Origin of the sequence: Enterobacter sp. R-1.6.2 (assembly GCF_035064085.1) — a bacterium.
Classification (GTDB): Bacteria; Pseudomonadota; Gammaproteobacteria; order Enterobacterales; family Enterobacteriaceae; genus Enterobacter; species Enterobacter asburiae_B.
Window position 1 is genome coordinate 327,726 of the sequence record NZ_JASEYI010000004.1, and the last position, 12,345, is coordinate 340,070.

Annotated in this window: 7 protein-coding genes and 1 pseudogene; 6 read left to right on the top strand and 2 right to left on the bottom strand. The window is 56.6% G+C overall.

Going from position 1 to position 12,345, the window contains the following annotated elements:
• Position 1: 1 nt before the first annotated feature.
• The 6 genes from mukF to QMN93_RS07195 all read left to right on the top strand — a co-directional run bounded on the left by mukF (position 2) and on the right by QMN93_RS07195 (position 9,855).
• Positions 2 to 1,324 carry a chromosome partition protein MukF gene (gene mukF / locus QMN93_RS07170; protein ID WP_033145101.1) on the top strand — a complete coding sequence of 441 codons (1,323 nt, stop codon included), beginning with the start codon at positions 2 to 4 and terminating at the stop codon, positions 1,322 to 1,324.
• The gene (gene mukE, locus QMN93_RS07175; protein WP_008499954.1) at positions 1,305 to 2,009 is read left to right on the top strand and encodes a chromosome partition protein MukE; all 705 of its coding nucleotides are present in this window, start codon (positions 1,305 to 1,307) and stop codon (positions 2,007 to 2,009) included. Before mukF ends, mukE begins: the two co-directional genes overlap by 20 nt.
• Entirely contained in the window at positions 2,009 to 6,460 is a 4,452-nt protein-coding gene (mukB, locus tag QMN93_RS07180) for a chromosome partition protein MukB (protein ID WP_069303890.1), read from the top strand. Before mukE ends, mukB begins: the two co-directional genes overlap by 1 nt.
• 177 nt (positions 6,461 to 6,637) lie before the next feature.
• Entirely contained in the window at positions 6,638 to 8,461 is a 1,824-nt protein-coding gene (gene ldtD / locus QMN93_RS07185; protein WP_058840885.1) for a L,D-transpeptidase, read from the top strand.
• A 174-nt stretch (positions 8,462 to 8,635) separates the two neighbouring features.
• Positions 8,636 to 9,187, top strand: a complete 552-nt coding sequence (locus QMN93_RS07190) for a YcbK family protein (RefSeq protein ID WP_033145104.1) — start codon at positions 8,636 to 8,638, stop codon at positions 9,185 to 9,187.
• Between the two features lie 20 nt (positions 9,188 to 9,207).
• A complete protein-coding gene (locus QMN93_RS07195; RefSeq protein ID WP_193138993.1) occupies positions 9,208 to 9,855 on the top strand; it encodes an MBL fold metallo-hydrolase in 648 nt (215 codons plus the stop codon).
• 48 nt (positions 9,856 to 9,903) lie between these two features.
• On the opposite strand, the gene aspC is transcribed toward QMN93_RS07195, so the two are convergent.
• Positions 9,904 to 11,094, bottom strand: a complete 1,191-nt coding sequence (aspC, locus tag QMN93_RS07200) for an aspartate transaminase (protein WP_193138994.1) — start codon at positions 11,092 to 11,094, stop codon at positions 9,904 to 9,906.
• A gap of 184 nt (positions 11,095 to 11,278) precedes the next feature.
• Positions 11,279 to 12,274, bottom strand: a pseudogene (locus tag QMN93_RS07205) (porin); the annotation flags it as partial.
• Positions 12,275 to 12,345 lie beyond the last annotated feature (71 nt).

A 12,345-nucleotide genomic window follows, 5' to 3' on the forward strand; every position in this document is an offset into this window, starting at 1 on the left:
TATGAGTGAATTTTCCCAGACAGTCCCCGAACTGGTTGCCTGGGCCAGGAAAAACGATTTCTCCATCTCGCTGCCGGTAGACAGACTCTCTTTCCTGCTGGCGGTTGCCACGCTGAACGGCGAACGGCTGGACGGTGAAATGAGCGAGGGTGAACTGGTGGATGCGTTCCGCCATGTCAGTGATGCGTTTGAGCAAACCAGCGAAACCATTAGCGTGCGTGCCAACAACGCAATCAACGATATGGTGCGTCAACGTCTGCTGAACCGCTTTACCAGCGAGCAGGCGGAAGGAAACGCCATCTATCGCCTGACGCCGCTGGGCATCGGCATCACCGATTACTATATTCGCCAGCGTGAATTTTCTACGCTGCGTCTTTCCATGCAGCTCTCGATCGTGGCGGGTGAGCTTAAGCGCGCCGCCGACGCGGCGGATGAAAACGGTGACGAATTCCACTGGCACCGTAACGTCTACGCGCCGCTGAAATATTCGGTGGCCGAGATTTTCGACAGTATCGATCTCACCCAGCGCCTGATGGACGAACAGCAGCAGCAGGTGAAAGACGATATCGCCCAGCTGCTGAATAAAGACTGGCGAGCGGCCATCTCCAGCTGTGAACTTCTGCTGTCAGAAACCTCCGGCACGCTGCGTGAGCTCCAGGATACGCTGGAAGCCGCAGGAGACAAGCTGCAGGCTAACCTGCTGCGTATCCAGGATGCGACGCTGGCACACGACGATCTGCATTTTGTCGACCGCCTGGTGTTCGATCTGCAGAGCAAACTCGATCGCATTATCAGCTGGGGCCAGCAGTCGATCGACCTGTGGATCGGCTATGACCGACATGTGCATAAATTTATCCGTACCGCGATTGATATGGATAAAAACCGCGTCTTTGCTCAGCGTCTGCGTCAGTCGGTGCAGACCTATTTCGATGCGCCGTGGGCGCTGACCTACGCCAATGCCGATCGTCTGCTGGATATGCGCGACGAAGAGATGGCGCTGCGCGATGAAGAGGTGACCGGTGAACTGCCGCCGGATCTGGAATACGAAGAATTTAACGAAATTCGCGAGCAGCTTGCGGCGATGATCGAAGAACAGCTCGCTGTCTACAAAACCAGACAAGTGCCGCTGGATCTTGGGCTCGTGGTGCGCGACTATCTGGCGCAATATCCACGCGCGCGCCACTTCGACATTGCCCGCATTGTGGTAGACCAGGCGGTGCGCCTGGGCGTCGCGCAAGCAGATTTCACCGGCCTGCCGCCGAAGTGGCAGCCAATCAACGATTACGGAGCCAAGGTACAGGCGCATGTCATTGACAAATATTGAACAAGTGATGCCAGTTAAGCTGGCACAGGCGCTGGCGAATCCGTTATTTCCGGCGCTGGACAGCCAGCTGCGTGCCGGTCGTCACATTGGATTAGACGAGCTGGATAATCACGCCTTTTTGATGGACTTCCAGGAGTACCTGGAAGAGTTTTACGCGCGCTACAACGTGGAGCTTATCCGCGCGCCGGAAGGTTTTTTCTACCTGCGCCCGCGCTCCACAACGCTTATTCCGCGTTCCGTGCTCTCCGAGCTGGATATGATGGTCGGCAAAATTCTTTGCTACCTCTACCTCAGCCCGGAACGTCTGGCGAATGAAGGGATCTTCACCCAGCAGGAACTTTACGACGAGCTGTTGACGCTGGCAGATGAAAGCAAGCTGCTGAAGCTGGTGAACAACCGCTCCACGGGGTCGGATCTTGACCGTCAGAAATTACAGGAAAAGGTTCGCTCTTCCCTGAACCGTCTGCGTCGTCTGGGGATGGTCTGGTTTATGGGCCACGACAGCAGCAAATTCCGCATTACGGAATCTGTCTTCCGCTTCGGCGCCGACGTGCGCGCGGGCGATGACGCGCGTGAAGCGCAGCTCCGCATGATCCGCGACGGTGAAGCGATGCCGGTGGAAAACCATTTGCAGCTCAATGACGAGCATGAAGAGAATCTGCCGGATAGCGGGGAGGAAGAGTAATGATTGAACGCGGTAAATTTCGCTCACTGACGCTGATTAACTGGAACGGCTTCTTTGCCCGAACGTTCGATCTGGATGAGCTGGTCACGACGCTCTCCGGCGGTAACGGTGCGGGTAAATCCACCACCATGGCGGCCTTTGTTACGGCGCTGATCCCCGATCTGACGCTGCTTCACTTCCGTAACACCACCGAAGCGGGAGCCACAAGCGGCTCCCGTGATAAAGGTCTGCACGGTAAGCTGAAGGCCGGCGTCTGTTATTCGGTTCTGGACGTCATTAACTCCCGTCATCAGCGCGTGGTAGTGGGCGTGCGCCTGCAACAGGTCGCCGGTCGCGACCGTAAAGTGGATATCAAGCCGTTTGCGATTCAGGGCTTGCCGACCTCTGTGCAGCCGACGGCGCTGCTGACGGAAACCCTGAACGAACGCCAGGCGCGCGTGCTGACGCTGCAGGAGCTGAAAGACAAGCTTGAAGCCATCGAAGGCGTACAGTTCAAGCAGTTCAACTCCATTACCGACTACCACTCGCTGATGTTCGATCTGGGCGTGGTGGCGCGTCGTCTGCGCACGGCATCAGACCGTAGCAAATACTACCGCCTGATCGAAGCGTCTCTGTACGGCGGTATCTCCAGCGCGATTACCCGCTCCCTGCGCGACTACCTGCTGCCGGAAAACAGCGGCGTGCGTAAGGCCTTCCAGGATATGGAAGCGGCGCTGCGCGAAAACCGCATGACGCTGGAAGCGATTCGCGTTACCCAGTCTGACCGCGACCTGTTTAAACACCTGATCAGCGAAGCCACCAACTACGTGGCGGCGGACTACATGCGCCACGCCAACGAGCGCCGCGTGCATCTCGATCAGGCATTAGAATACCGTCGCGAGCTGTTTACCTCCCGTAAACAGCTGGTGGCCGAGCAGTACAAGCACGTTGAAATGGCGCGAGAGCTGGGCGAGCACAACGGTGCTGAAGGCGACCTGGAAGCCGACTATCAGGCCGCCAGCGATCACCTGAACCTGGTGCAGACCGCGCTGCGTCAGCAGGAAAAAATCGAGCGCTATGAAGCGGACCTCGATGAGCTGCAGATTCGTCTCGAAGAGCAAAATGAAGTGGTGGCTGAAGCCGCCGACATGCAGGAAGAGAACGAAGCCCGCGCCGAAGCGGCCGAGCTGGAAGTGGATGAGCTGAAAAGCCAGCTTGCCGATTACCAGCAGGCGCTGGACGTGCAGCAAACGCGAGCGATTCAGTACACCCAGGCACTGCAGGCATTACAGCGTGCAAAAGAGCTGTGCCATCTGCCTGACCTGACGCCGGACAGCGCCGACGAGTGGCTGGATACCTTCCAGGCCAAAGAGCAGGAAGCCACCGAGAAACTGCTCTCCCTTGAACAGAAAATGAGCGTCGCGCAAACGGCGCACAGCCAGTTTGAGCAGGCTTATCAGCTGGTAGTCGCGATTAACGGCCCGCTGGCGCGTAACGAAGCCTGGGACGTTGCCCGTGAACTGCTGCGCGACGGTGTGAACCAGCGCCATCTGGCCGAGCAGGTTCAGCCGCTGCGTATGCGTCTGAACGAGCTGGAGCAGCGCCTGCGCGAGCAGCAGGAAGCCGAGCGTCTGCTGGCGGAATTCTGTAAGCGTCAGGGAAAAAATTACGATTTCGACGAGCTTGAGGCCCTGCATCAGGAGCTGGAAGCGCGTATTGCGGCCCTGTCCGATACCGTATCAAACGCCAGCGAACAGCGTATGACCCTGCGTCAGGAGCTGGAGCAGATTCAGTCCCGTTCGAAGACGCTCCTGGAGCGTGCGCCGGTCTGGCTGGCGGCTCAAAGCAGCCTGAACCAGCTCAGCGAGCAGTGCGGCGAGCAGTTCGAATCCAGTCAGGAAGTGACCGAATACCTGCAGCAGCTGCTGGAGCGCGAACGTGAAGCCATCGTTGAGCGTGATGAAGTGGGCGCCCGCAAGCGCGACGTCGATGAAGAAATTGAGCGCTTAAGCCAGCCGGGCGGGTCAGAAGATCCACGCCTGAATGCGCTAGCGGAGCGTTTTGGCGGCGTGCTGCTGTCCGAGATTTATGACGACGTTGGCCTGGACGATGCTCCGTACTTCTCCGCGCTGTACGGTCCATCCCGCAACGCGATTGTGGTCCCGGATCTGTCGCTGATTTCTGAGCAGCTTGCCGGCCTGGAAGATTGCCCGGAAGATCTCTACCTGATCGAAGGGGATCCGCAGTCGTTCGATGACAGCGTATTCAGCGTCGACGAGCTGGAAAAAGCGGTGGTGGTGAAAATTGCCGACCGTCAGTGGCGTTATTCCCGCTTCCCGGAGCTGCCGCTGTTTGGTCGCGCCGCGCGCGAAAGCCGCATCGAGAGCCTGCACGCCGAGCGTGAAACGCTGTCTGAACGTTTTGCGACCCTGTCGTTTGACGTGCAGAAAACCCAGCGTTTGCACCAGTCGTTCAGCCGCTTTATCGGCAGCCATCTCGCCGTAGCGTTTGACGCGGATCCGGAAGCCGAAATCCGCAAGCTCAATACCCGCCGTGGCGAGCTGGAACGTGCGATTGCAAGCCATGAAAGTGATAACCAGCAAAGTCGCGTTCAGTTTGAACAGGCGAAAGAGGGCGTCGCTGCCCTTAACCGCATTCTGCCGCGCCTGAATCTGCTGGCGGATGACACGCTGGCTGACCGTGTGGATGAGATCCAGGAGCGTCTGGATGAAGCGCAGGAAGCCGCGCGTTTCGTTCAGCAGCATGGCAATCAGCTGGCGAAGCTGGAGCCCGTCGTGTCTGTCCTGCAGAGCGACCCGGAACAGTTCGAGCAGTTAAAAGAAGATTATGCCTGGTCGCAGCAGGTGCAGCGCGAAGCGCGTCAGCAGGCGTTTGCCCTGACGGAAGTGGTGCAGCGTCGGGCCCACTTTGGCTACTCCGATTCGGCTGAAATGCTGAGCGGTAACAGCGATCTGAACGAAAAACTGCGTCAGCGCCTTGAGCAGGCGGAGGCGGAACGTACTCGCGCCCGCGAAGCAATGCGCAGCCATTCCGCTCAGCTGAACCAGTACAACCAGGTGCTAGCCTCGCTGAAAAGCTCCTTCGACACCAAGAAAGAGCTGTTAAACGATCTGCAGAAAGAGCTTCAGGACATCGGCGTTCGTGCCGACAGCGGGGCAGAAGAGCGCGCGCGTATTCGTCGTGACGAGCTGCATTCGCAGCTCAGCAATAACCGCGCGCGTCGTAATCAGCTGGAAAAAGCGCTGACCTTCTGCGAAGCCGAAATGGATAACCTGACCCGTCGCCTGCGCAAGCTGGAACGCGACTATCACGAAATGCGCGAGCAGGTCGTGACCGCCAAGGCGGGCTGGTGCGCGGTGATGCGCATGGTGAAAGACAATAACGTTGAGCGTCGTCTGCACCGCCGCGAGCTGGCGTATCTCTCTGCCGATGAGCTGCGCTCCATGTCGGATAAGGCGTTGGGTGCGCTGCGTCTGGCGGTGGCGGATAACGAACACCTGCGCGACGTGCTGCGCATGTCGGAGGATCCGAAACGTCCGGAACGTAAAATTCAGTTCTTCGTGGCGGTTTACCAGCACCTGCGCGAGCGTATTCGTCAGGACATCATCCGTACCGACGATCCGGTTGAAGCCATCGAACAGATGGAAATCGAGCTGGGCCGCCTGACGGAGGAGCTGACCTCCCGCGAACAGAAGCTGGCGATCAGCTCCCGCAGCGTGGCGAACATTATTCGTAAAACCATTCAGCGCGAGCAGAACCGTATCCGCCAGCTGAACCAGGGTCTGCAGAGCGTGTCGTTTGGCCAGGTGAACAGCGTGCGCCTCAACGTCAACGTGCGTGAGGCCCACGCGACGCTGCTGGAAGTGCTCTCAGAGCAGCACGAGCAGCATCAGGATCTGTTCAACAGCAACCGTCTGACCTTCTCCGAAGCGCTGGCGAAGCTGTATCAGCGCCTGAACCCGCAGATTGATATGGGCCAGCGTACGCCACAAACCATCGGTGAAGAGCTGCTGGACTACCGTAACTACCTGGAAATGGAAGTTGAGGTAAACCGTGGCTCAGACGGCTGGCTGCGTGCGGAATCCGGGGCGCTCTCTACCGGTGAAGCGATCGGTACCGGCATGTCAATTCTCGTGATGGTCGTACAGAGCTGGGAAGATGAAGCGCGCCGCCTGCGCGGCAAAGATATCTCGCCATGCCGACTGCTGTTCCTGGATGAGGCGGCGCGACTTGATGCCCGCTCGATTGCCACGCTGTTCGAGCTTTGCGAACGTCTCGATATGCAGCTCATTATCGCGGCGCCGGAGAACATCAGCCCCGAGAAGGGCACCACCTACAAACTGGTGCGTAAGGTGTTCCAGAACAGCGAACACGTTCACGTTGTGGGGCTGCGTGGCTTTGCGCCGCAGCCGCCGGAGTCGTTGACGGAAACCACGGCGGACGCTTCCTGAAGCGTCTTCTGACCCGAAGCGGCGCACTGGCGCCGCTTTTTTTTAAACTTAACTTGTGCTTGGGGCTGCGTTATCTTTAAACTTCTTTACATAAGGTAAGGCAACAGCTTAGCCGTCTACCTATAATGAAAGAAAGCCCCAGCGTGATGGGCATGTCGTGAAAACAGGGGGCAAGGGATGTTGCTAAAGAAAGAATGTGGTCGTCAGCTGTCTGCGCTGAGTTTATGCCTGGCAGTGATGTTTGCTCCGCTGTTAACCGCCCAGGCCGACGAGCCTGAGATTGTGCCGACTGACAGCTCGGCAACGACAGGCGCGCAGCCAACGTCGTTGTCCCAGCCGCTGGAACAGTCTCCGGCAACGGCGATCATGGCCGGAATTAAACCGCTGCCGGAAGGCATCGACGCGGAATCGCTCAGCCAGCAGCTGCAGTCGGAGCTGCCGTCAGGCTACACGCCTGTCTATATCAACCAGCTCACGCTCCTCTATGCTGCCCGCGATATGAAACCGATGTGGGAAAATCGCGATGCCGTGCGTGCCTTCCAGCAGCAGCTGGCAGAGGTTGCGATTGCAGGGTTTCAGCCGCAGTTTACAAAGTGGGTTGAGCTGTTAACCGATCCTGCCGTCACCGGGCAGGCGCGTGATGTGGTGCTTTCCGATGCCATGATGGGCTACCTGCAGTTCGTGGCGGGTATCCCGGTCAACGGCAACCGCTGGCTGTACAGCGATAAGCCGTACAAGCTGGCGACGCCGGCGCTGTCGGTGATTAACCAGTGGCAGCTAGCGCTGGATAACGGCGAACTGCCGCGCTTTATTGCCAGCCTGGCACCGGCGCATCCACACTATGCCACTCTGCACCAGTCGCTTCTCGCGCTGGTTGGGGACACGCGTCCATGGCCGCAGATGCGCGGCACCGCGACGCTGCGTCCGGGGCAGTGGAGCAGCGATGTGCCCGCCCTGCGCGAGATCCTGACGCGTTCCGGTCTTCTTGACGGCGGGCCAAAGATTGTTCTCCCGGGTGACGATCCACAAAACGTCGCCGTCAGCCCGTCAGCGCCAGTTAAAGAGAAGAAAGCCGTTGCCCTGAGCAACAAACCCGCGGCTTACGATCGCGAGCTGGTTGCGGCCGTTAAACAGTTCCAGGCCGCTCAGGGGCTGGGGGCCGATGGCGTCATTGGCCAGACGACGCGCGACTGGCTGAACGTATCGCCTGCGCAGCGGGCAGGGGTGCTGGCGCTCAATATCCAGCGTTTGCGCTTGCTGCCGGGAACGCTCTCTACCGGAATTATGGTTAACATCCCGGCGTATTCCCTGGTCTATTACCAGAATGGCAGCGAAGTGCTGGCGTCGCGCGTGATTGTCGGGCGTCCGGATCGTAAAACACCGATGATGAGCAGCGCGCTGAATAACGTGGTGGTTAACCCGCCGTGGAACGTACCGCCGACGCTGGCGCGTAAAGACATTCTGCCGAAAGTCTGGAACGATCCGGGTTATCTGGAGCGTCATGGCTACACGGTGATGCGTGGATGGAACAGTAAAGAGGCCATCGATCCTTATATGGTCGACTGGTCGACCATCACAGCGTCGAATCTGCCGTTCCGCTTCCAGCAGGCTCCCGGAGCGCATAACTCTTTAGGGCGCTACAAATTCAACATGCCGAGTTCAGAAGCGATCTATCTGCACGATACGCCGAACCACAATCTGTTCCAGAAAGATACGCGCGCGCTGAGTTCTGGCTGTGTGCGCGTGAACAAAGCTTCAGAGCTGGCCAATATGCTGTTGCAGGATGCGGGCTGGAACGATACGCGTATCTCGGATGCCCTGAAGCAGGGGGATACGCGTTACGTGAATATTCGCCACAATATTCCGGTCAATCTTTACTATCTGACGGCATTTGTGGGTGAGGACGGGCGTACCCAGTATCGTACAGATATTTACAATTATGATCTCACCGCGCGATCCGGCGCACAAATTTTGCCAAAAGCGGAACAATTAATCAGGTAAATGAAGCAGTTCGGGAAAAATGATTGTCGTAAGTTAGGGTGAATAGGGGGCAATATCGCTGTAAGCCGCGTATTCACTGGGGTTGGGCGCCTTGACGTACCTGGTTTTGCCAGTTAAGGTGCCCTTCGTGCGCTAAGCATATTACGATTTCTTTTACCTGTAGACCTGATTATCATGGACAAATTTGACGCTAATCGCCGCAAACTGCTGGCGTTAGGTGGTGTTGCGCTTGGCGCAGCGGCCATCTTGCCGACGCCAGCATTTGCCACCCTCTCGACACCTCGTCCGCGAGTTTTAACGCTCAACAACCTGCATACCGGTGAGTCGCTAAAAGCGGAGTTTTTCGATGGCAGAGGCTATATTCAGGATGAATTAGCAAGACTTAACCATTTTTTCCGTGATTTCCGCGCGAATAAAATAAAAGCCATCGATCCAGGACTGTTTGATCAGATTTTCCGCCTTCAGGGCCTGCTGGGCACCAGCAGGCCGGTGCAGCTCATTTCTGGCTATCGTTCGATTGATACCAATAATGAACTGCGCGCCCACAGTCGCGGGGTAGCCAAAAAAAGCTATCACACGAAGGGACAGGCAATGGATTTCCATATTGAAGGCGTTTCGTTAGCCAATATTCGCAAAGCCGCGTTATCTATGCGCGCAGGTGGTGTAGGATATTACCCCAGCAGCAACTTTGTGCATATTGATACCGGTCCGGTTCGGCACTGGTAATAACGAAACACAGGAGCAGTATGAACTATCGTATTTTTCCGGTTACCGCGTTCTCCCAGAATTGTTCATTGATCTGGTGCGAACAGACTAAACTGGCCGCGCTTGTCGATCCCGGCGGTGACGCTGAGAAAATCAAGCAGGAAGTCGCAGCAAGCGGCGTCACGCTGATGCAGATTTTGCTCACTCATGGTCATCTTGACCATGTAGGTGCTGCGGCTGAACTGGCTGAACACTACGGTGTGCCGGTGATCGGCCCGGAAAAAGAAGATGAGTTCTGGCTGCAGGGGTTACCCGCCCAAAGCCGCATGTTTGGCCTTGATGAGTGTCAGCCCCTGACGCCCGATCGCTGGCTGAACGAAGGAGAGCGCGTTAACGTAGGGAATGTGACTTTACAGGTGTTGCATTGTCCTGGGCATACGCCAGGCCATATCGTCTTCTTTGATGACCAGTCCCGTCTGCTGATTTCCGGCGATGTGATCTTCAAAGGTGGCGTAGGACGCAGCGATTTTCCGCGCGGCGATCACGGGCAGCTGATTCAGTCGATTAAGCAAAAGTTATTGCCGCTGGGCGATGACGTTACGTTTATCCCTGGACACGGTCCGATGTCGACGCTGGGCTACGAACGGCTCCATAATCCGTTCCTTCAGGATGAGATGCCTGTCTGGTAACCAGAATAAAAAAAGCCTGCATAATGCAGGCTTTTTTATGGGCACAAATTACAGTACGGCGACAATCGCTTCGCACAGTGGCGCCATGTTGTCAGGCGTCATGCCTGCAACGTTCACGCGGCCTGAGGCCACGGCGTACACGCCAAACTCTTCACGCAGACGCAGAACCTGCTCTTTGGTCAGGCCGCTGAACGAGAACATGCCGTTCTGTTTGATGATAAAGCTGAAGTCGCGGTCCGCGCCTTTCTCAGCCAGGGTGTTCACAAACAGCAGACGCATGCGCTGAATACGCTGACGCATATCGTTCAGCTCTTGTTCCCAGATAGCGCGCAGCGCATCGTTGCTCAGGATAGTGGCAACAACAGACGCACCGTGCGCCGGTGGGTTAGAGTAGTTCGCGCGGATAACCGATTTCATCTGGCTGAACGTACGATCGACGGTCTCTTCGTTAGCGGCAACCAGCGTACAGGCACCCACGCGCTCATTGTACAGACCGAAGTTCTTGGAATACGAGCTTGCGACAATCAGCTCCTGGTGAACGGCTGCGAACGCGCGCAGGCCTTCGGCATCTTCTTCCAGACCACGGGCAAAGCCCTGGTAGGCAAAGTCAAACAGCGGCAGCCAGCCTTTTTCAACGGACAGCTTCGCCAGGTGTTGCCACTGCTCAAGCGTCGGATCGATACCGGTTGGGTTGTGGCAGCAGCCGTGGAACAGAACCACGTCACCTGCCTGCGCTTCGCTCAGGCTCGCCAGCAGGCCGTCAAAGTCGAGAGAGTGGTTTGCCGCGTCGTAGTATGCATATTCACGCACTTCCAGACCCGCAGAGTTAAACACGCTCTTGTGGTTCGGCCAGCTTGGGTTGCTCACCCATACGCGCTTAACAGAGGTGTTTTTCGCAAGGAAATCCGCCGCTACGCGCAGCGCACCGGTACCGCCTGGGGTCTGTGCTGTACGGGCACGTTTGTCACTCACAATTGCGCTGCCTTTACCGAACAGCAGCTCCTGGGTGCAGCGACCAAACTCAGGGATACCATCAATACCGAGGTAGTTTTTGGTGGTTTCGTTTTCCAGCAGATACTGCTCAGCTTTCTTAACGCTGGTCAGTACCGGAGTTTTGCCGGTTTCATCTTTATATACACCAATACCCAGGTTGATTTTGCCAGGGCGGTCGTCGGCACGAAACAGATCGGCCAGGCCCAGAATAGGGTCGGCAGGAGCGGCGGTAATGTTCTCAAACATGACGAAGTTCCATTGTGATTACAGAAGTGAAATCCGCTATCAGGTTAACGGTAGATTTACAAAATGCCAACCGTTTGCGACGAAAAGCGTGCGGCTTTTCAAAAGTCGCCATTATTTTCTGTCACGCATAAAAAAACAGGGCCGAAGCCCTGTTCATTAAGCATATAACAAAGTGGTGTACTGATTAGAACTGGTAGGTTACGCCAACGGTAGCCTTGTTGTCAGAGCCAACCCAGCTGGTGGACGCATCTTTGTCGTCCAGCAGGTTGAAGCGGTAGTCACCGTACACGTTGAAGTTCTTGTTGAAGTAGTAAGTCGCACCAGTGGTGATGTATTTCGCCAGGTCACGGTCGCCGATGCCGTTCAGGTCTTTACCTTTGGACTGAACGTAAGAAACGGAAGGACGCAGGCCGAAGTCGAACTGGTACTGAGCGATAACTTCAAAGTTCTGGGTCTTGTTAGCAACGTCGTACACAGTCGCTGTGCTATCACCCAGGATGCTCATGTTGCGGGTTTCAGCGTAAACGGTCGCCAGGTAGATGTTGTTCGCGTCATATTTCGCGCCAACTGCCCAGGACTCAGCTTTATCGCCTTTACCATCTTCTTTCTGATCCAGAGTACGGTTTGCAGTGCTGTATGCACCGATCAGACCGAAGCCTTCGCCGAACTCGTAGCCCAGGGACAGACCAACGCCGTCACCGTTCGCTTTACGCAGATCGCTACGGTCGTTTTTACCCTGGTACTGAACGCCAAAGTTCAGACCATCAACCAGACCGAAGAAGTTGTTGTTACGGTAGGTCAGCAGGCCAGTAGAACGGCTGGTCATGTAGTTATCAACATAGCCGCCACCCCAGGTTTCGCCAGAGAAGGACGGAGCCATATCGGTGTAGGATTCTACGTCGTAAACGATACCGTAGTTACGACCGTAGTCCAGAGAACCTGCTTCAGAAACTTTGATACCGGCGAATGCCAGACGCGTTACGTTAGTCTGGTCGCCTTCAGCTGCACCAGCGCGTGCACGGTATTCCCACTGACCGTAACCGATCAGGTTTTCGTTAACCTGAGTTTCGCCTTTAAAGCCGATCTGGCCGTAAGAGGAGTCTGCGTTTTTGTGTTCGCCAGAAGTGGTGAAGCCGTGTTCGCCCACAACTTTACCGTAGAAGTCCAGCTTGTTGGGGTCGGTTCCGGCTGAGGGCGAAATGACACCCTAAGCTTTCGGTTCCTTGGGCCAAAGATATTCGCCAGTCAGTA

What these genes read in the sequence shown, in the direction of transcription:
- mukF (WP_033145101.1), top strand. Translation starts at nt 2, where the DNA reads ATGAGTGAATTTTCCCAGACAGTCCCCGAACTGGTTGCCTGGGCCAGG.
- mukE (WP_008499954.1), top strand. Translation starts at nt 1,305, where the DNA reads ATGTCATTGACAAATATTGAACAAGTGATGCCAGTTAAGCTGGCACAG.
- mukB (WP_069303890.1), top strand. Translation starts at nt 2,009, where the DNA reads ATGATTGAACGCGGTAAATTTCGCTCACTGACGCTGATTAACTGGAAC.
- ldtD (WP_058840885.1), top strand. Translation starts at nt 6,638, where the DNA reads ATGTTGCTAAAGAAAGAATGTGGTCGTCAGCTGTCTGCGCTGAGTTTA.
- QMN93_RS07190 (WP_033145104.1), top strand. Translation starts at nt 8,636, where the DNA reads ATGGACAAATTTGACGCTAATCGCCGCAAACTGCTGGCGTTAGGTGGT.
- QMN93_RS07195 (WP_193138993.1), top strand. Translation starts at nt 9,208, where the DNA reads ATGAACTATCGTATTTTTCCGGTTACCGCGTTCTCCCAGAATTGTTCA.
- aspC (WP_193138994.1), bottom strand. Translation starts at nt 11,094, where the DNA reads ATGTTTGAGAACATTACCGCCGCTCCTGCCGACCCTATTCTGGGCCTG.